The following is a 19,220-nucleotide window of genomic DNA, read 5'->3' on the forward strand; positions in this document are numbered from 1 at the left end:
ATGACGCCCGCACAGATCGAATCCTATGTCGATGCCACATCGGCCGCGCTGGGACTGCGCTTGCGGCCCGACCATCGTCCCGGCGTCGTGCGTTTTTTCGGGCTGGCCGCGGAGTTCGCCGCGCTCGTTGAAGCGGTCCCGCTCAGCCCGCATGACGAGCTCGCGGTGAACTTCACGCCGGTCACGCCACGGGAGAAGGAGGCATGAGCGTCGATGCGTTGCTCCTGAAGGACGCGTCGACCATGGCTGCCGCCGTGCAGTCCAAGGCGGTCAGCGCCGTGGCGCTCGTGCAGGCCAGCCTCGATCGCATCGAGGCGACGAACGCCCGCGTGAATGCCTTCACCGACGTGGTTCGCGAACGCGCGCTGCGGCGGGCGGCCCAGATCGATGCCTCGCTGTTCTCGGACAGGGGCGCGCGCACCCGCGAGTTGCCGCTGCTCGGCGTGCCCTTCGCGGTGAAGAACCTCTTCGACATCGCCGGCCTGCCGACGCTGGCCGGCTCGAAGATCGAGCGAGAGAGCCCTCCGGCGCGCAGCGACGCTGAGCTGGTCCGTCGGCTCGAGAACGCGGGCGCGGTGCTGGTCGGCGCGCTCAACATGGACGAGTACGCCTACGGCTTCACCACCGAGAACAGCCACGTCGGCGCGGCGCACAACCCTCACGATCTGTCGCGCATCGCCGGCGGCTCGTCGGGTGGCTCGGGCGCCGCGGTGGCGGCGGGGCAGGTGCCGTTGACGCTGGGTTCGGACACCAACGGATCGATCCGCGTGCCGGCCTCGCTGTGCGGCGTGTTCGGCTTGAAGCCGACCTTTGGCCGCCTGCCTCGCACGGGGAGCTATCCCTTCGTGTCGAGCCTCGATCACCTGGGCCCCTTCGCGCGCTCGGTCCGCGATCTGGCGCTGGCCTACGACCTGATGCAGGGGCCGGAAACCGCCGGCCCGCACGATCCCGGCTGCGCGCAGCGCGCGGTCGAGCCGGCGACCCCCGCCATAGGGCGCGGCCTGCAAGGCCTGCGCATCGGCGTGCTCGGCGGCTACTTCCGCGAGCGCGCCCAACCCGAGGCGCTGACCGCCGTCGATGCCGTCGCGCAGGCCTTGGGCGCGAGCCAGACGGTCGAGTTGCCGATGGTGGAAGCCGGGCGTGCTGCCGCCTTCCTCATCACCAATTCCGAAGGCGCGGCGCTGCACCTGCCCGACCTGCGCACTCGCGCCCACGACTTCGAGCCCTTGTCGCGCGATCGCTTTCTCGCTGGTGCGCTGCTTCCGGCCGCCTGGATCGCGCGCGCGCAACGCGTGCGGCGTCTCTACGCGGAGCAGGTCGCACGGCTGTTCGAGCGCTACGACGTGCTGCTCGCCGCCGCCACGCCTTGTGCGGCGACACCCATTGGCGCCGAGTGGTTCGAGATCAACGGCCAGCGCCTTCCGGTGCGCCCCAGCATGGGCGTGCTGACCCAACCCATCTCGTGCATCGGCCTGCCGGTCTGTGCCGTGCCCGTGTGGGGCGCTCACCCGGACCTGCCGATTGGCGTGCAGGTCATCGCGGCGCCATGGCGCGAAGACATCGTGCTGCGCGTTGCCGCCGCACTCGAATCGGCCGGCGTGGCGCTAGCGCCCGTGGCGGCACTCTGACAAGGGAAACGATGAACACCCCCATCAACCTGCCCGAGGTGCTGGCCGAAGTGACAGCCGCCTTCGAGCGCTACGAAGACGCGCTGGTCCACAACAAGGTCGAGATCCTCGACGAACTGTTCTGGAACAGCCCGCACACGCTGCGCTACGGCGCCACCGAGAACCTGTACGGCTACCCGGAGATCCAGGCCTTCCGCGCAGCGCGACCTTCGCAGGGCTTGGCGCGCGAGATCCTGCGCACCGTCATCACCACCTACGGCCACGACTTCGCTACCGCCAACGTCGAATTCCGCCGCGAGGGAAGCACAAAGACGGGGCGCCAGAGCCAGACATGGATGCGCACCGCCCAAGGCTGGCGCGTCGTGGCGGCGCATGTGAGCCTGATGGGCTGATTTCGGCGCCCAAACCGGCTGTTTGCGCTGGTACGGTTTATGCACACCGTCTTGTATCCAAGACAGGACTACCCGGCCCTCCGACCCCTCCCCCATCTTCAGGAGCAATCAGCATGAGCCAGTTCAATCGTCGCGATTCCCTCAAGTCCCTCGCAGCACTGGCCTCCGCCACAACGCTGGGCGGGTGGAGTGCCCTCGCCAACGCGCAGAAGCCGCTGACGGTCGGCGTGATCTACGTCGGCCCGCGCGACGATTACGGCTACAACCAGGCGCATGCGCAGGCGGCGGCCGAACTCAAGAAGATGCCCGGCCTCAAGGTGGTCGAGGAAGAGAACGTGCCCGAGACCGCGGCCGTGCAGAAGACCATGACCGGGATGATTGCGCAGGACGGCGCGTCCCTGCTCTTCCCCACATCCTTCGGCTACTTCGATCCCCACATCCTGGCCGTGGCGCCGAAGAACCCTGACGTGCGCTTCTCGCATTGCGGCGGTCTCTGGACCGAAGGCAAGCATCCCAAGAACGTCGGCAGCTTCTTCGGCTACATCGACGAATGCCAGTTTCTCAACGGCGTGATCGCCGGCCACATGACGAAGAGCAACAAGATCGCCTTCGTCGCCGCCAAGCCGATTCCACAGGTGCTGCGCAACATCAACGCCTTCACGATGGGCGCGCGCTCGGTCAAGCCCGGCATCACCTGCAGCGTGATCTTCACCGGCGACTGGTCGATGGCCGTCAAGGAAGCCGAGGCCACCAACAGCCTCGCCGACCAGGGTTGCGACGTGTTCACGATGCACGTCGACGGCCCCAAGGTGATCGTCGAGACGGCCGCCAAGCGCGGCAAGATGGTGTGCGGCTACCACGCGAGCCAAGCCAAGCTGGCGCCCAACGCGTACCTCACCGGTGCCGAGTGGAACTGGCTCACGGCCTACAAGACCGTCGTCGAGGCAGCGCAGACCGGCAAGCCGCATCCCAACTTCCTGCGCGGGGGATTGAAGGAGGGCTACGTGAAGATGTCGCCCTACGGCCCGATGGTCACCGACGCGGCGAAGAAGAACGCCGACGACATCAAGGCCAAGATGCTCGCCGGCACCTTCGACATCTTCAGCGGACCGCTGAAGGACAACAAGGGTGCGGTCGTCATCGCGGGCGGCAAGACGCTCAAGCAGACGGACCTGGAGTTGGAAAAGATGAACTATCTCGTCGAAGGTGTTGTCGGCTCCATCGGATAAGCATCCCCGCACTGCGAGCCGACGATGCGCAACGCGTTGAAAGAAATCGCACTGCCGGTATTCGCCATCGCGGCGGCGCTGCTCCTGTTCGGCGTATTCGTGTGGTTTGCAGGCGTGAGTCCGGTGGAGGTGTGGATCATCCTGTTCAAGGGAGCTTTCGGCGACTGGTTCTCGTGGCAGAACACGCTGCAGCGGGCGGCGCCGTTGATGCTCACCGCGCTCTGTGTCGCGATCCCTGCGCGTGCGGGTCTGGTGATCATCGGCGGCGAGGGCGCGGTCGTGCTGGGCGGACTCGCCTGCGCGGCCCTGCCCTACCTGCTGCCGCTCCCGGCCAACATCGTGGGCACCGTGGCGCTTTGCATTGCGGGCGCTATTGCCGGCGCCGCGTGGATCGCCCTGGCGGGCTGGCTGCGCCAATACCGCGGCATCAACGAAACCATCAGCAGCCTGTTGCTCGCGTACGTCGCGATCGGCCTCTTCAAGCACGTGGTCGAAGGTGTGCTGCGTGATCCGGCGAGCCTCAACAAGCCTGCGACGCGCTCGCTCGCGGATGGGTTGTCCATCGGCGGTATCGGCGGTTCCGATGTGCACTGGGGGCTGGCGATCGGCGTGGTCGCGTGCCTGGTCTCGGGGCTCTGGCTGCGGGCCACCGCGTCGGGCTTCTCCGTTCGCGTGGTCGGCGGCAATCCCCGCACCGCTCAGTTGGTGGGCTTGCCGGCCAACCGGCTGATCCTCGCAGCCTGCGGGCTGGGCGGCGCCTGCGCTGGCGTGGCCGGCGCGGTGGAAGTGGCGGCGGTGCATACCAACGCCAATGCGTCGCTGATCGCGGGCTATGGCTATGCGGGCATCCTGGTGTCCTTCATCGCGCGTCACAACCCGGTGGCCGTGATTCCCGTCGCGATCCTGTTCGGCGGCTTCGGCGCCGCGGGCAGCCTGCTGCAAAGGCGGCTCGGCCTTCCCGACGCGTCGGTGCTGGTGCTCCAGGGCATGGCCTTCGTGCTCATCCTGGCGAGCGAAGGCCTGCGCATGATCGACTGGAAGGCATTGTTGAAAAATCGCGCGCCGCACATCTCGCCCACTGCGCCTCTGGCGAAGGAGGCCGCGCAATGACCGCCGACCAATGGATCGCGCTCGTCGCCGGCATCGTCGGCGGCGCATTGCGCGTCGGCGCGCCCTTCCTCTTCGTGAGCCTCGGCGAGTGCCTGACCGAGAAATCGGGCCGCATCAACCTCGGCCTCGAAGGGGTGCTCGTGCTGTCAGCGATGGCTTCGTTCGGTGGTGCATGGCTGACCGATTCCGCTTGGCTCGGCGTGTTGATCGGTGGCGTGGTTGGCGCGATGCTCGCCTTGCTGCACGGTCTGCTGTGTTCGCTCGACCGCGTCAATGACGTCGCGACGGGCATCGCGCTGATGCTGTTCGGCACGGGGCTCGCTTTCTATCTGGGCAAGCCGCTGATCCAGCCGCAGGCGCCGCAGCTGCCGTCCATTCCGCTGGGCAACTGGAGCGACAACCCGGTGATCCGCTCGGCGCTGCAGGTGAATTCTCTGGTGCCCATCGGCATCGTCCTTGCGGTGCTCCTGTGGTGGGGATTTGCGCACACGCGCGCAGGGCTCCTCGTGCGCATGGCGGGCGATTCGGCGAACGCGACGCGCGCGCTCGGCTACTCGGTCGCCGGCCTGCGCATCGCGGCGACCACCGCGGGCGGCTTCATCGCGGGGCTGGGCGGCGCATCGCTCACGCTGTTCTATCCGGGAAGCTGGAACGAGGGCATCTCCAGCGGGCAGGGCCTGATCGCGGTGGCGCTCGTGATCTTCGCGCGCTGGAGCCCGCTGCGTTGCATCGGCGCGGCGCTGCTCTTCGGAGGGGCGGGCGCGATCGGACCGGCGTTGCAATCGATCGGCGTCGGCTGGGGTTACCACCTCTTCAACACGGTGCCCTATGTGCTCACGCTGGTCATCCTCGTGCTGACCTGCAAGCCGGGCAGCGTGGCCGTCGGAAGCCCCGGCGAGCTGTCTTCCACGCGTTGAACCGTCGCCCCATGAGTCCCTCCGCCACGCCACCCGATCTCTTCGTTGCCGCGGACCCGTATCCGTGGCCTTACAACGGCGCGCTCCGGCCCGACAACACAGCGCTGATCGTGATCGACATGCAGACGGACTTCTGCGGCAAGGGCGGCTATGTCGACGTGATGGGCTATGACCTCTCGCTGGTGCAAGCGCCGATCGAGCCGATCGCTCGCGTGTTGGCGCGGTTGAGGCCGCTGGGATTCCACATCATCCACACGCGCGAGGGGCATCGACCCGATCTCGCCGACCTGCCGGCCAACAAGCGCTGGCGTTCGCGTCAGATCGGCGCCGAGGGCGTGGGCATCGGCGACGCGGGGCCGTGCGGGCGCATCCTGGTGCGCGGCGAGCCGGGGTGGGACATCATCCCGGCGCTGGCGCCGCTCGATGGCGAGGTGATCATCGACAAGCCCGGCAAGGGCTCCTTCTATGCGACGGATCTCGAACTCGTGCTGCGCACGCGCGGCATCGAGACCCTGATCCTCGCCGGCATCACGACCGACGTGTGCGTGCACACGACGATGCGCGACGCCAATGACCGCGGCTTCGAGTGCCTGCTGCTGTCGGACTGCACGGCGGCCACCGACCACGGCAACCATCTGGCGGCGCTCAAGATGATCACCATGCAGGGCGGTGTGTTCGGCGCGCATGCGCCTTCGGGCGCCTTGCTCGACGCGCTGTCGGCGTTTTAGAACGGAGAGCCTCCGCATCATGATCGCGCCCGTCGACCCGCTGCCCCCCACCACCGGCGCGCTGGCGCTGGACACCTACGAGCTGACCAAGCGCTTCGGCAGCTTCACGGCGATGGACCGGGTGACGATGCATGTCGAGCCCGGCACCGTGCATGCCTTGCTCGGCGAGAACGGCGCGGGCAAGAGCACGCTGGTGAAGTGCGTGGCGGGTTTCCAGCGGGCCGAGGAGGGGAGCATCCTCATCGACGGCCGGGAGCAGGACATCGCAAACCCGATCGTCGCGCGCGCGCTCGGCATCGGCATGGTCTATCAGCACTTCACGTTGGCGCCGGGCATGACGGTGGCGGAGAACCTGTTGCTGGCGGGCGGCAAGACGCCGGCCGTGATCGACTGGAAGTCCACGCGTGCCGAGCTCAAGGCGTTCCTCGCGACCACGCCCTTCAGCCTGGACCTCGACATGCGGCCCTCCGAGCTGGCGGCGGGCGAGAAGCAGAAGCTGGAGTTGCTGAAGCAGCTCTACCTCAAGCCGCGCCTGCTGATCCTGGACGAGCCGACCTCGGTGCTGACACCGCAGGAAGCCGACGAGGTGCTGGGCCACGTGCGCGAGTTCGCGCGAAGCGGCCTGTGCACGGTGCTGATCATCACGCACAAGTTTCGCGAGGTGATGTCGTATGCCGACAGCGTGACGGTGTTGCGTCGTGGCAAGGCGGTGCACCACTGCAAGGTGTCCGAGACGAATCCTGCGAGGCTCGCGGCGGCGATGATGGGCGAGGGCGAAGCGCCGCCGCCCGAAGGCGACACGGCAGCGCCGATCGGGCGTGCGCTGCATTCGATGAGCGACACAGCTGTGGATGCGCCCGTTGCATTGCGGGTCGAAGGGTTGCAGGCGCAGGGCGATCGGGGGACGTTGGCGGTGCACGACCTGAGCCTCAGCGTGCGGTCGGGCGAGATCCTGGGCGTAGCGGGTGTCTCGGGCAATGGCCAGCGCGAGCTGGTGGAAGCGTTGGTGGGTCAGCGGCCCAGGCTCGCAGGGAAGGTATCGGTGATGGGCGAGCCCTACGCCGCCCGCCGCGAAGAGAACCGGCGCCTGAAGGTACGAAGCCTCCCCGAGGAGCCATTGCGCAACGCCTGCGTCGGCGATCTGAGCGTGGCGGAGAACATGGCGCTGCGTGATTTCGATCAGCCGCCGTTGGCCTGGAAGGCACTCGGTGCCGGGGTGCTCAACTTTCCGTTGTGGCGCAGCAGGGCGCGCGAGTGGATTGCCGAGTATGGGGTCAAGACGCAGGGGGAGGGGGCGCCGATTCGATCGCTTTCTGGGGGTAACGTGCAGCGAGCAGTGTTGGCGCGAGAACTGGCGGGGGACATCAATGTGCTGATCGCGGCGAATCCCGTGTTCGGACTGGACTTCGCGGCAGTCGCGGAGATTCACAGCCGCATCGTGCAGGTGCGGGCGCGTGGCGGGGCTGTCCTGCTGATCAGCGAAGACCTCGATGAACTGCTCGAGATGGCGGATCGAATCGTCGTCATGAGCGAAGGACGCGTGGTGTTCGAGTCCGCCGCGGCCACGGCCGAAAGACATGTACTGGGAGCTCACATGGGGGGTGGGGATCACTCTGCGGTGTCTTCATGATGCAAATAGACGCCAACCCCTTCGCCTACGAATTCGATCTGGCCAAGACAGCGCTGGTCCTCATCGACATGCAGAGGGATTTCATAGAACCGGGCGGATTCGGCGAAACCCTGGGCAACGATGTCTCGCTGCTCGAAGCCATCGTGCCAGCGACGAAGAAGACGCTCGAAGCCTGGCGCGAAGCAGGCGGCCTGGTGGTGCACACGCGCGAGGCACACAAGCCAGATCTTTCGGACTGCCCACCGGCGAAGCGCAATCGCGGCAGCCCGACCCTGCGCATCGGTGACGAAGGTCCGATGGGGCGCATCCTCGTGATGGGAGAACCGGGCAACCAGATCATCGACGCCCTCGCGCCCATCGAAGGCGAGATCGTCGTCGACAAGCCTGGCAAGGGCGCGTTCTACGCCACCGGCTTGCACGAGATGCTGAAGCGGCGCGGCATCACCCATCTGCTGTTCGGCGGCGTGACCACCGAGGTCTGCGTGCAGACCAGCATGCGCGAAGCCAATGACCGCGGCTACGACTGCCTGCTGCTGGAAGACTGCACCGAGAGCTACTTTCCTGCCTTCAAGGCAGCAGCCGTCGAGATGATCCGCGCCCAGGGCGCCATCGTCGGCTGGACGGCACCGAGCGCCGCGCTGTTGGATGCGCTCCGCAAGCACTAACATCCCCACGTGTCCTCTGTCCGATCTCCTGCCGCTCCCGCCGAGCCCGTGGCTCCAGATCCCGCGTTTCGTACGCGAGCCGATCAGGTCTATGCCCAGCTCAAGCGCGACGTGGCCGAATTCAGCCTCGTCCCCGGCGATCGCTTTACCGAGAACGAAATCAGCGAACGGCTCGGTGTCTCGCGCACGCCAGTGCGGCAGGCGCTGTTCCGGCTGCAACAGGAAGGGTTCGTCGAAGTGCTGTTTCGCAGCGGCTGGCGCGTGCTGCCCTTCGACTTCGACCAGTTCGAGCAGCTCTACGACCTCCGGATGGTGCTGGAGACCACGGCCGTGCATCGGCTTTGCGAAAGTGACCATCGCGTCGATCGCAGCCTGGTCGAGGCGCTGGCCGGCATCTGGCTCGTGCCGGCGGCGCAGCGCAGTTCGGACACCGTGCAGGTGGCGCAGTGGGACGAGGCTTTTCACTGCGCGCTCGTTGCCGCCGCCGGCAACGCCGAGATGGCGCGTGTGCACCGCGACGTGACCGACCGCATCCGCATCATTCGCCGGTTGGACTTCACCAAGCAGCCGCGCATCGACGCCACCTACGACGAGCACGCCAAGATCCTGAAGGCGATCCGCGCGAATCGGGGCGATCAGGCCGCGATGCTGCTGCGCGCGCACATCGAGACCAGCCAGTCCGAAGTGCGCAAGATCACGCTGCACCAGGTGCACATGGCGCGGCATGCGGGCCGCCCGCCGCCGCCCGGGCGCTGAATCAGTCCGCGGTGATGCCGCCGCGCTGAACCACGTCGGACCAACGCCGGCCGTCCTTCTGGATCAGCGCGCCGAATTCCTCGGGTGTCGACGCGGACGGCACCATGCCTTGCGCCTCGAAAGCGGTCGCGACTTCGGGCAGCTTCAGGATCGCGCCGATCTCCCTGTTGAGGCGGGCGACCACGGCGGGCGATGCTCCCTTGGGCGCGAGCACGCCGTACCACATGTCGACGTTGCCTCCCTGGATGCCGGCCTCGGCCAGCGTCGGCACGTTGGGCAACTGAGGCAGGCGCTTGTCGCTGCCGGTCGCGATCGCCCTCAGCTTGCCGGCCTGGATGTGCTGCAGCGCGACGTGCACTGGCAGGAACATGTAGTCGATGCGCCCGCCCAGCAGGTCCGTGACCGCGCCGGCCGTGCCCTTGTAAGGCACGTGCAGCATCTCGGTGCCGGTGTTCTGCATGAGCAAGGCCATCGAAAGATGGTGAGGCGTTCCGACGCCGGGCGTCGCATAGGTCAGCTTGCCGGGCTCCGCCTTCGCGGCCGCCACCATCTGGGCCACCGAAGTGGTCTTCTGCACGTTGGGATTGGTCACCAGCAACAGCGTGCCCCAGGAAGTGAGCGACACAGGCGTGAAGTCGGCGACGGGGTCGTAGGCGAGCGACTTGTAGAGGCTCTTGTTCATCACCAGCGTGTTGACCTGCACCATGAGCGTGTAGCCGTCGGGTTTGGCGCGCGCCACCTTCTCGCTGCCGATGTTGCCGCTGGCGCCGGGCACGTTGTCGACGATCACAGGCTGGCCGAGCGCGGCGGGCAAGCGCACGGACAGCTGGCGCGCGATCAGGTCGATGCCCGTTCCGGGGGTGTAGGGCACCACCAGCGTGATCGGCTGGTCGGGCCAGGCATGCGCAGCCACGGCGCTGACGGCCATCGCGAGGGTGGCGAGGATCTTCTGCAATGGGCGCATCGGGGTCTCCGTGTCGTTCTGAATGTCGTGTCTCAAAGGTAGGAAGGGCGAGACTTCAAAGCCGCCGGCTCGTAGCCCGCCACCCGCTTGTAGTTGTCGGAAATGGCTTGCAGTTCCTGCTGCGTCACGAAATCTTCCAGCCGGTCGAAGCGTTGCCCGCCGGAGCGCTCGAACACCTCGCGCAGGATCGCGTCGGGTGGATTGCTGCGGTTGGTGAGCACGACGTTGGTGGTCGCTTTCACGCGCACGCGGTCGTAGTCTTCCAGCGCTGCGTTGCCGACGCCCAGCTTGTGCAGCGCACCCGCGAGATAGCGCGCGTCGATGACCGCCTGCCCGGCGCCGTTCGAGCCGCGCGGCACCATCGGATGCGCAGCGTCGCCCAGCAGCGTGAGCCGGCCGTGGGTCCACTTCGGCAGCGGGTCCTGGTCGACCATCGGGTATTCGAGGATCGAGTCGGACGAGCGGATCAGCGCCGGCACGTCGAGCCAGTCGAAGTGCCAGTCCTCGAAGGCCGGGAGAAAGTCTTCGAGCCGACCGGCGCGGCTCCAGTCCTGGAGTGCCGGCTGCGGTGCGTGGATCTCGGCGACCCAGTTGACGAGCTGGTTGCCTTCGTCGTCCACGTTGTCGCGGATCGGGTAGATCACCATCTTGCCCTGGTCGAGCCAACCCGCGCGCACCATGCTCGCACCCGAGAGAAAAGGCTTGTGCTTTGCTGTGCCGCGCCACATGTTGACGCCCGAGTAGCGCGGCGCGCCTTCGTTCGGATAGAACTGCTTGCGCAGCACCGAATGGATGCCGTCGCAGCCTACGGCCACCGAACCGCGCACGCTGGGCAAGGGCGAGCCGTCCGGCGCGGTGAAGCGCGCGGTGACGCCGGTGTCGTCCTGGTCCACGCCGGCACAGCGATGGCCGCAGACCACGGCATCCGCGCCGAGTCGCTCGCGCGTCGCTTCGAGCAGCGCGGTGTGAAGGTCGCCGCGATGGATGGAGTACTGGGGCCAGTCGTAGCCCGCGGCGATGCCGGCGGCTTCGCGAAACACCAACTGGCCATGCGAATTGAAGAACACGGCCTCCTGGGTGCGCACGCCCACCGAATCGAGCGCGGGCATCAGGCCCAGTTCGCTCAGTTCGCGCACCGCATGCGGCAGCAGGTTGATGCCCACGCCGAGGGGCTTCAGTTCGGGCACTGCGTCGTAGACCCGGCACGCGATGCCGGCCTGATGCAGGCTCAATGCCAGGGTCAGTCCGCCGATGCCGGCGCCCAGCACGATGACTTCGGTTTGCTTGCTCATGTCTTGTTTCCGCTTTTCCTGATTCAAGGAAAAGCGGATTAGACAGAGTCGTCGATCATTTGGGAAGTTTAGATATCGTATGGATCTATCATGAAGTCGTATGAATCTATCCGTCCGCCAGATGCGTGCGTTCCTGCACGTCGCCCGCGTCGGCAACTTCACTCGCGCGGCCGAGCTGGCGCACATGACGCAGGCCGGCCTGAGCACGCTGGTGCGCGAGATGGAGCGCCAGCTGGGCTGCCGCCTCTTTGATCGCACCACGCGCATGGTCAGTCTCACGGCGGCGGGGCGGCGGCTGCTGCCGGTGGTCGAAAGAGTCGTGACGGATCTGGACGACGTCACCGCGCAGCTCGGCGTCGAAGGTGACGCGGCGCGCCAGACACTGCGCATCGCCGCCACGCCACTGGTGTCATCCCACCTCCTGCCGCAGGTCTTCCATCGGTTCCGTGAAAGCCACCCGTCGGTCAGCCTGAAGCTGTTCGACGCCGACCTGCGTGACGTCGAGGCGATGGTCACGAGCGGTGAGGCGGACATGGGGCTGGGCTTTTTCTTCAAGGGCGCGCCGGGACTGGATCGAGCGCCGGTCGGGCGCTTCCACTTGATGCGGGTGGCCGCGGCGGAGTCGGAGCAGGCCTCGCTCGTCACGGGCACCGCGCCCTGGTCGGCGCTGCGCTCCGCCGAGCTGATCGGGCTGCCGCAGAGCAATCCGATCCAGAAGGTCATCGACGTGCACCTGGGCGCAATCGGTCGGGCCGACGCGCAACGGCAGGCCTTCAACTTCTTCGGCACGCTGATCTCGATGGTCGAGTCGGGATTCGGCACCGCCGTGATGCCGACCTTCGCCCTGGCGGCCTGCCGGCGGCACCGCGTGCGCACCGACGTGCTGGTCAAGCCGAAGGTGGAGCTGGATTTCTATCGCATCACCAAGCGAGGCGCGCACGAGAGCGAGGCCATGCGCTCGTTCAGCGACACCCTGGTGAAGGCGCTGCCCGCTCTGTCGCGCTAGCGAACGAGGATGGGCGCGGCGCGCTTCACAGCGTGAAGTCGTAGTCCACCGTGATCGGTGCGTGGTCGCTGAACTTGATGGTCTTGAAGATCGATTCGTGGCGCGCGAGCTTGCCGAGCTTCGGCGTCGCCAGGTGGTAGTCCAGCCGCCACCCCACGTTCTTGGCGTAGGCCTGGCCGCGATTGCTCCACCAGGTGTAGGCCTCGTCGGTGGTGTCGGGCTTGAGCATGCGGTAGACGTCGACCAGGCCGGCGCCCGCCGCGCCGGCGTCGAGCAGGTTCGTCATCCAGGCGCGTTCCTCGGGCAAGAAGCCGCTGTTCTTTTGGTTGCCGCGCCAGTTCTTCAGGTCGATCTCCTTGTGGGCGATGTTGATGTCGCCGCACAGAATGAAGTCGCGCTCGCGCTTCAACGCGATCAAGTGGGGGAAGAAGCCCTTCAGGAAACGGAACTTGGCCGCCTGCCGCTCTTCGCCGGAGGACCCGCTCGGGAAATAGCAGCTGATGATCGACAGCTTGCGTTTCGGCGTGTCGAAGCGCAGTTCGAGGTAGCGGCCTTCGGCGTCGAACTCGCGATCTCCCCAGCCGACGACCACGTCGCTGGGCGCATGCTTCGAATAGATGGCGGTTCCCGCGTAGCCCTTTTTTTCTGCGAAATGAAAGTGGCCCTTGAGCCCCGCCATCTCCTCGAAGCGGCCTTCGATGTCGCTCGCCTGGACGCGGATCTCCTGCATGCAAATACAATCCGGCGCCAGTTCGGCGACCCAGTCGGCGACACCTTTGGTGGCAGCCGATCGAAGGCCGTTGAGGTTGAGGCTGGTCAGTTTGAACACAAGGACATTCCCTATGGCTGAAGAGATTGGAGAAGGCGGCGCGCTCGCACAGGAGTTCGTGCAGTTCGCGCTGGAGTCGGGGGTGCTGCGTTTCGGCCAGTTCAAGACCAAGGCCGGTCGCATGAGCCCCTATTTTTTCAACGCGGGCCTGTTCGACGATGGCGCCAAGATCGCGCGGCTCGCGGGATTCTATGCAGACCGGTTGCTTGCCAGCGGCCTGGAGTTCGACATGATCTTCGGGCCGGCCTACAAGGGCATTCCGTTGGGCGCCACGGTCGCGGCCGAACTTGCGCGCCGGGGGCGCAACGTGCCCTTTGCGTACAACCGCAAGGAAGCCAAGGATCACGGCGAGGGCGGCACGCTGGTCGGCGCACCGCTCGAGGGGCGTGTGCTGATCGTCGACGACGTGATGTCGGCCGGCACCGCGGTGCGCGAATCGATCGCCGCCATCCGTGGCGCCGGCGCCACGCCGCATGCCGTCGCCATCGCGCTGGATCGCCAGGAGAAAGCGACCGAAAACGGCGTGGATGTGGACCACAGCGCTGTGCAATACGTCCGCGACCAGCTCGGCCTCCAAGTAATTGCCATCGCAACGCTTGACGACTTGTTACAGTACCTCTCAGGCCGCGCGGATGATGAACTGGGCGCCCACCGCCAGGGAGTGCTGGCGTACAGGGCCCGGTACGGCGCAGGCTGATGCAACCTGTCTGAAGGATTGACATTGGCGAGAACCCAAGCACTGTATGCATCTCTGGCGCTCTCGCTGGCTGCGGCCGGTGCGGTGCACGCACAACCTCAGGCCGGCGCGCGTCCTGCGACCGGCGACGCGGGGTCGGGTCCCAGCATCTACAGCTGCACCGACGCGAAGGGCCGCACGATCACCGCGGACCGGCCGATCCCCGATTGCATCGACCGCGAGCAGCGCGAACTGAATCCGAGCGGCACCACGCGGCGCAAGCTCGAGCCCACCTACACGGCGCGCGAACAGGCCGAGCGGGAGGAGCGCGAGCGCCAGGCGCAACTGCTGGCCGCCCGCCAGTTGGAGGAGCGGCGGCGCGAACGCGCGCTGCTGATCCGCTACCCGACGCCCATGGCGCACGACCGGGAACGCGCAGAAGCGCTGGTCCAGATCGACGCGGTGATCCAGGCCGCCAAGAAGCGACTGGGCGAGCTCGCCGACGAGCGCAAGCGAATCGACGATGAACTGGAGTTCTACAAGAAGGACCCGAGCAAGGCGCCCGATTCGATCCGCCGCAAGGTCGAGGACAACGCGCGCAGTGTGGCGGTCCAGAATCGTTTCATCGGCGAACAGGAAGACGAGAAGAAGCGCGTGAACGTTCGCTTCGACGAGGAGCAGGCGCGGCTCAAGCCCCTGTGGGCGGCGAAATAGGCTCGCCCCCAGGCTTGCCCACTTCGTGTGGCCGCCCACCCCCTGCCGGGGGCAACACCTGCGGCCCGGCTGAGCCGGATCCGCGGTGTTCCGCGAAAGGGCCGCGCTTTGCGGGCCCTTGTAGGGTTCAGCCTAGCTTGGCTTTGAGGAGGGCGTTGACTTGGGCGGGGTTGGCCTTGCCTTGGCTGGCTTTCATGACCTGGCCGACCAGGGCGTTGAAGGCCTTGTCCTTGCCGGCGCGGTATTCGTCGATGTTCTTCTGGTTGGTGGCCAGGACGCCGTCGATGATCCTCTCCAGGGCGCCGCTGTCGCTCATCTGCTTGAGGCCCTTGGCTTCGATGACGGCGTCGACGTCCTGGCTTTCGCCAGTCCAGAGGGTGTCGAAGACCGTGCGTGCGGCGTTGTTCGAGATGGTGTCGTCGCTGATGCGCTGGATCAGCTTGGCAAGCTGTGCCGCGGTGACCGGCGCATCGGTGATGGCGATGTCCTGCTGATTGAGGCGTCGGGCGATCTCGCCGGTGATCCAGTTGCTGGCCAGCTTGGGCGCGGCGCCCGCGCTCACGGCGGCGTCGAAATAGCTGGCGAGAGCCGGGCTCTGCGTGAGCTGCGTGGCGTCGTATTCCGAGAGGCCGTGCTGCTGCACGTAGCGCTCGGCCATCGCGCGCGGCAGCTCGGGCATCTCGGCGCGCACGCGCTCGATCCACTCGGCGGCGATCGCCAGCGGCGGCAGGTCGGGGTCGGGGAAGTAGCGGTAGTCGGCCGCGTCTTCCTTGGTGCGCATGGCGCGGGTCTCGCCGGTGTCGGGGTCGAACAGCACCGTGGCCTGCTGGATCTGGCGGCCTTCCTCGATCTCCTCGATCTGCCAGCGGATCTCGTAGTCGATCGCCTGCTGCATGAACTTGAAGCTGTTGAGGTTCTTGATCTCGCGGCGGGTGCCCAGCGGCGAGCCGGGCTTGCGCACCGACACGTTGGCGTCGCAGCGGAAGCTGCCTTCCTGCATGTTGCCGTCGCAGATGCCGATCCAGGTCACGATCTTGTGCAATTCGCGCGCATAGGCCACGGCCTCGGCGGTGGAGCGCATGTCGGGCTCGGTCACGATCTCCAGCAGGGGCGTGCCGGCGCGGTTCAGGTCGATGCCCGACTGGCCGATGAAGTCCTCGTGCAGCGACTTGCCCGCGTCTTCCTCCAAGTGCGCGCGCACCAGGCGCACGGTCTTCTTCTCGTCGCCCAGGAAGAAGCTCACCGAGCCGCCCTGGACGACGGGAATCTCGAACTGGCTGATCTGGTAGCCCTTGGGCAGGTCGGGGTAGAAGTAGTTCTTGCGCGCGAACACGCTGCGCGGCGCGATGTGCGAGCCGAGCGCGAGGCCGAGGCGGATGGCGCGTTCGACGGCGCCCTTGTTCATGACCGGCAAGGTGCCCGGCAATGCCAGGTCGACCGCGCAGGCCTGGGTGTTCGGTTCGGCGCCGAAGGCGGTGGACGCGCGGCTGAAGATCTTCGACGCGGTGGAAAGCTGCGCGTGGGTCTCGAAGCCGATGATGACTTCGTAGCCGCGCACCAGCGGGCCGGTCGGACGTCCGCTCTGCGCGGCTTCGAAAGTGTTGATTTCGCTCATGTCAGTTCTTCGCCATCAATAGCCGGCCGGCACACGCTGGTGCCAGTCGGTGGCTTGCTGGAAGCGGTGCGCGGCATTGAGCAGCCGGGCTTCGTCCAGGTAGTTGCCGATGAGTTGCACGCCGACGGGCATGCCGCCGTCGAAGCCTGCAGGCACGCTCATGCCGGGGAGGCCGGCGAGAGAGGCGGGCAGCGTGAAGATGTCGGCGAGGTAGTCGGCGACCGGGTCGCCGCCGTGCTCGCCGAGCTTCCATGCCACCGTGGGCGCGGCCGGGCCGGCGATGACATCGCACTGCCTGAAGGCCTGCTGGAAGTCGTCCGCGATCATGCGGCGCACCTTTTGCGCTTGCAGGTAGTAGGCGTCGTAGTAGCCGTGGGAAAGCACGTAGGTGCCGATCATGATGCGGCGCTTGACCTCGTCGCCGAAGCCTTCCTCCCGCGTCTGCGCGTACATGTCGGCGAGATCGCGGTAGTTGCTGGCGCGATGCCCGAACTTGACGCCGTCGAATCGGCTCAGGTTGCTCGATGCCTCGGCGGCGGCCAGGATGTAGTAGACGGGAATCGACAGTTCGGTGCGCGGCAGCGTGATCTCGACGCGGCGTGCGCCGAGCTTTTCGTACTCGGCCAACGCCGTGTCGACCACCGCGCGCACGCCCGGTGCGACGCCGTCGCCGAGGAACTCCTTGGGCACGCCGATGCGAAGGCCTTCCAGCGAATCGCCGAGGCGGCGCGAGAAGTCTTCCGCCGGCTTGTCCAGCGAAGTCGAATCGCGGTCCGGATCGGGCCCGCACATCGCGGAGAGCAGCAGGGCGCAATCCTCGGCCGACCGGGCCATGGGGCCGGCCTGGTCGAGGCTCGACGCGAAAGCCACCATGCCGTAGCGCGAGGCGCGACCGTAGGTCGGCTTGATGCCGGTCACGCCGCAGAACGACGCCGGCTGGCGGATCGAGCCGCCGGTGTCGGTGCCGGTCGCGGCCGGCGCCAGGCGCGCCGCGACGACGGCCGCGCTGCCGCCCGATGAACCGCCGGGAATGCGCGCCCGGTCCCAGGGGTTGCGCACAGGCACCGCGCTGTCGAAGCCGAGGGCGGGCACGGCGACGTTCTCGTTGGCCGAACCCATCGCGAATTCGTCGCAACTCAGCTTGCCGAGCGTCACGGCGCCGGCTTCGGCGAGGCGGCGCACAACGGTCGCGTCGAAGGGTGAGCGGTAGCCCGCCAGGATGCGCGAACCGGCCGTGGTCGGCAGATCGGCGGTGACGAAGATGTCCTTGTGCGCGATCGGCACGCCGGCCAGCGCCGGCGCATTGCCGGCAGCGATCCGCGCGTCGGCCGCGCGGGCTTGGGTCAGCGTCAATTCTTCGTCGAGCGCCACGAAAGTGCCAAGATCCTGATGCTTCCGGATGCGGGTGAGATGGTGCTGCGCGGCCTCGACCGCCGAGACCTTGCGCTCGCGCAGGGCCTTTGTGAGCTCCGCCACGCCCATCTGATGCAGTTCGGCGCTCATTCGATCACCTTCGGGACGAGGAACAGGCCGTTTTCGACCGCCGGCGCGCTGCGCTGGTTGGCCTCGCGGTTGTTCGGTTCGGTGACGACGTCTTCGGCGAGGCGAAGCGTCACGTCGTCGACCGTGGCGACCGGATGCGCGAGCGGCTCGACACCCGCGGTGTCGACCGCCCGCATCTGCTCGACCAGGTCAAAGAAGCCGTTGATCTGGCCCAGCATGCGCTCGCTTTCGTCGGGAGCTAGCTGGAGCCGGGCAAGCGAGGCGATGCGCGCGATATCGGAAGAAGTGAGGGACATCGGAAAAAGAGGCTGGCGGCCGTGAAAACATGGGCACTCGGAACCCGCAAAAAGGGCGCCAAAACGCTGGAGTGCCAGGGGATTCGGGTATTATCCCGCCTTTGCCGCAACCCCCGCGAACGCGGCGGCATTTGCCGCAAAAACGATTCAAACCACCCCGTCAAACGACCCAGCAAGAGGGCGACGGCCTGCCGACGCGCATGCCGTGCTCCAGAGGATTCCACAATGTTTGGAGCTTTCCGTCGGTACTTCTCTACCGACCTCGCGATCGACCTCGGCACCGCCAACACCCTGATTTTTGCCCGCAACAAGGGCATCGTCCTGGACGAGCCTTCGGTTGTCGCAATCCGTCATGAAGGCGGCCCGCACGGCAAGAAGGTGATCCAGGCCGTGGGTCGCGAAGCCAAGGCGATGCTCGGCAAGGTGCCGGGCAACATCGAGGCCATCCGTCCCATGAAGGACGGCGTGATCGCCGATTTCGTGATCACCGAGCAGATGATCAAGCAGTTCATCAAGATGGTGCACCCGCGTTCGCTGCTCACGCCCAGCCCGCGCATCATCATCTGCGTGCCTTGCGGTTCGACCCAGGTCGAGCGCCGCGCCATCAAGGACGCGGCCGAAGCTGCCGGCGCCACCTCGGTCTACCTGATCGAGGAACCCATGGCCGCCGCCATCGGCGCCGGCCTGCCGGTGTCCGAGGCCAGCGGCTCGATGGTCGTCGACATCGGCGGCGGCACGACCGAAGTGGGTGTGATCTCGCTCGGCGGCATGGTCTACAAGGGCAGCGTCCGCGTCGGCGGCGACCGCTTCGACGAGGCCATCATCAACTACATCCGCCGCAACTACGGCATGCTGATCGGCGAGCCGACGGCCGAAGTCATCAAGAAGAGCATCGGCTCCGCATTCCCGGGCTCCGAAGTCAAGGAAATGGAAGTCAAGGGCCGCAACCTCAGCGAAGGCGTGCCGCGTAGCTTCACCATCAGCAGCAACGAAGTGCTGGAAGCGCTGACCGATCCGCTCAACAACATCGTCTCGGCCGTCAAGAACGCACTCGAGCAGACGCCGCCCGAACTGGGCGCCGACATCGCCGAGCGCGGGATGATGCTGACCGGTGGCGGCGCGCTGCTGCGCGACCTCGATCGCCTGCTGGCCGAGGAAACAGGCCTGCCTGTGCTCGTGGCCGAGGATCCACTGACCTGCGTGGTGCGAGGCTGCGGTATCGCACTCGAGCGCATGGACAGGCTCGGAAGCATCTTCACAAGCGAATAAT

The 19,220-nt window shown here is 66.9% G+C and carries 20 protein-coding genes; 14 read left to right on the top strand and 6 right to left on the bottom strand.

All coding sequences use genetic code 11. From position 1 onward, the window contains the following. The 10 genes from QTI04_RS30270 to QTI04_RS30315 all read left to right on the top strand — a co-directional run bounded on the left by QTI04_RS30270 (nt 1) and on the right by QTI04_RS30315 (nt 9,055). Nucleotides 1-207, top strand: a complete 207-nt coding sequence (locus tag QTI04_RS30270) for a DUF4089 domain-containing protein (protein WP_286618904.1) — start codon at nt 1-3, stop codon at nt 205-207. Then, nucleotides 204-1,628 (top strand): AtzE family amidohydrolase, encoded by a 1,425-nt coding sequence (locus QTI04_RS30275; protein ID WP_286604910.1) that lies wholly within the window; start codon nt 204-206, stop codon nt 1,626-1,628. Before QTI04_RS30270 ends, QTI04_RS30275 begins: the two co-directional genes overlap by 4 nt. A gap of 11 nt (nt 1,629-1,639) precedes the next feature. Then, nucleotides 1,640-2,020 carry an oxalurate catabolism protein HpxZ gene (gene hpxZ / locus QTI04_RS30280; RefSeq protein ID WP_286604908.1) on the top strand — a complete coding sequence of 127 codons (381 nt, stop codon included), beginning with the start codon at nt 1,640-1,642 and terminating at the stop codon, nt 2,018-2,020. Nucleotides 2,021-2,133: 113 nt separating this feature from the next. Then, nucleotides 2,134-3,249 (top strand): BMP family ABC transporter substrate-binding protein, encoded by a 1,116-nt coding sequence (locus QTI04_RS30285; RefSeq protein ID WP_286604906.1) that lies wholly within the window; start codon nt 2,134-2,136, stop codon nt 3,247-3,249. Nucleotides 3,250-3,273: 24 nt separating this feature from the next. Next, the gene (locus tag QTI04_RS30290) at nt 3,274-4,359 is read left to right on the top strand and encodes an ABC transporter permease (RefSeq protein WP_286618905.1); all 1,086 of its coding nucleotides are present in this window, start codon (nt 3,274-3,276) and stop codon (nt 4,357-4,359) included. After that, on the top strand, nt 4,356-5,276 hold the full coding sequence (locus QTI04_RS30295) for an ABC transporter permease (RefSeq protein ID WP_286604904.1): 921 nt from the start codon (nt 4,356-4,358) through the stop codon (nt 5,274-5,276). Before QTI04_RS30290 ends, QTI04_RS30295 begins: the two co-directional genes overlap by 4 nt. A gap of 11 nt (nt 5,277-5,287) precedes the next feature. Then, the gene (locus QTI04_RS30300) at nt 5,288-6,004 is read left to right on the top strand and encodes a cysteine hydrolase family protein (RefSeq protein WP_286618906.1); all 717 of its coding nucleotides are present in this window, start codon (nt 5,288-5,290) and stop codon (nt 6,002-6,004) included. A gap of 19 nt (nt 6,005-6,023) precedes the next feature. Further along, nucleotides 6,024-7,634: an ABC transporter ATP-binding protein gene (locus QTI04_RS30305; RefSeq protein WP_286618907.1), complete on the top strand. Its 1,611-nt coding sequence runs from the start codon at nt 6,024-6,026 to the stop codon at nt 7,632-7,634. Continuing rightward, the gene (locus QTI04_RS30310) at nt 7,634-8,299 is read left to right on the top strand and encodes a cysteine hydrolase family protein (protein ID WP_286618928.1); all 666 of its coding nucleotides are present in this window, start codon (nt 7,634-7,636) and stop codon (nt 8,297-8,299) included. Before QTI04_RS30305 ends, QTI04_RS30310 begins: the two co-directional genes overlap by 1 nt. 48 nt (nt 8,300-8,347) lie before the next feature. After that, nucleotides 8,348-9,055 carry a GntR family transcriptional regulator gene (locus tag QTI04_RS30315; protein WP_286604900.1) on the top strand — a complete coding sequence of 236 codons (708 nt, stop codon included), beginning with the start codon at nt 8,348-8,350 and terminating at the stop codon, nt 9,053-9,055. A 1-nt stretch (nt 9,056) separates the two neighbouring features. Here QTI04_RS30315 and QTI04_RS30320 read toward each other — a convergent pair whose 3' ends face one another. Then, nucleotides 9,057-10,019: a tripartite tricarboxylate transporter substrate binding protein gene (locus QTI04_RS30320; RefSeq protein WP_286618909.1), complete on the bottom strand. Its 963-nt coding sequence runs from the start codon at nt 10,017-10,019 to the stop codon at nt 9,057-9,059. 32 nt (nt 10,020-10,051) lie between these two features. Beyond that, nucleotides 10,052-11,311, bottom strand: a complete 1,260-nt coding sequence (locus QTI04_RS30325) for a flavin-dependent oxidoreductase (protein ID WP_286618911.1) — start codon at nt 11,309-11,311, stop codon at nt 10,052-10,054. Nucleotides 11,312-11,411: 100 nt separating this feature from the next. Here QTI04_RS30325 and QTI04_RS30330 point away from each other — a divergent pair, with 100 nt between their 5' ends. Further along, the gene (locus QTI04_RS30330) at nt 11,412-12,317 is read left to right on the top strand and encodes a LysR family transcriptional regulator (RefSeq protein WP_286604896.1); all 906 of its coding nucleotides are present in this window, start codon (nt 11,412-11,414) and stop codon (nt 12,315-12,317) included. 25 nt (nt 12,318-12,342) lie between these two features. On the opposite strand, the gene QTI04_RS30335 is transcribed toward QTI04_RS30330, so the two are convergent. Further along, nucleotides 12,343-13,146 carry an exodeoxyribonuclease III gene (locus QTI04_RS30335; RefSeq protein ID WP_286604894.1) on the bottom strand — a complete coding sequence of 268 codons (804 nt, stop codon included), beginning with the start codon at nt 13,144-13,146 and terminating at the stop codon, nt 12,343-12,345. Between the two features lie 13 nt (nt 13,147-13,159). On the opposite strand from QTI04_RS30335, the gene pyrE reads away from it, so the two are divergent. Together pyrE and QTI04_RS30345 are read left to right on the top strand one after the other, a co-directional pair. Continuing rightward, nucleotides 13,160-13,843, top strand: coding sequence for an orotate phosphoribosyltransferase (gene pyrE / locus QTI04_RS30340; protein WP_286604892.1), 684 nt, complete (start codon nt 13,160-13,162; stop codon nt 13,841-13,843). Nucleotides 13,844-13,867: 24 nt separating this feature from the next. Beyond that, on the top strand, nt 13,868-14,536 hold the full coding sequence (locus tag QTI04_RS30345; RefSeq protein ID WP_286604890.1) for a DUF4124 domain-containing protein: 669 nt from the start codon (nt 13,868-13,870) through the stop codon (nt 14,534-14,536). Between the two features lie 127 nt (nt 14,537-14,663). Here the strand turns inward: QTI04_RS30345 and gatB are convergent, their stop codons facing one another. From gatB to gatC, 3 genes are read right to left on the bottom strand one after another with little or no spacing between them, the layout of a single operon-like run. After that, nucleotides 14,664-16,151, bottom strand: a complete 1,488-nt coding sequence (gene gatB, locus QTI04_RS30350) for an Asp-tRNA(Asn)/Glu-tRNA(Gln) amidotransferase subunit GatB (protein WP_286618912.1) — start codon at nt 16,149-16,151, stop codon at nt 14,664-14,666. A gap of 15 nt (nt 16,152-16,166) precedes the next feature. After that, on the bottom strand, nt 16,167-17,654 hold the full coding sequence (gene gatA / locus QTI04_RS30355) for an Asp-tRNA(Asn)/Glu-tRNA(Gln) amidotransferase subunit GatA (protein WP_286604886.1): 1,488 nt from the start codon (nt 17,652-17,654) through the stop codon (nt 16,167-16,169). Beyond that, nucleotides 17,651-17,950, bottom strand: coding sequence for an Asp-tRNA(Asn)/Glu-tRNA(Gln) amidotransferase subunit GatC (gatC, locus tag QTI04_RS30360; RefSeq protein WP_286604884.1), 300 nt, complete (start codon nt 17,948-17,950; stop codon nt 17,651-17,653). Before gatC ends, gatA begins: the two co-directional genes overlap by 4 nt. Before the next feature lie 225 nt (nt 17,951-18,175). On the opposite strand from gatC, the gene QTI04_RS30365 reads away from it, so the two are divergent. Next, nucleotides 18,176-19,219, top strand: a complete 1,044-nt coding sequence (locus tag QTI04_RS30365; protein WP_028249609.1) for a rod shape-determining protein — start codon at nt 18,176-18,178, stop codon at nt 19,217-19,219. Nucleotide 19,220: the final 1 nt, after the last annotated feature.

Origin of the sequence: Variovorax sp. J22R115 (assembly GCF_030317005.1) — a bacterium.
In the GTDB taxonomy this organism is placed as follows: domain Bacteria; phylum Pseudomonadota; class Gammaproteobacteria; order Burkholderiales; family Burkholderiaceae_C; genus Variovorax.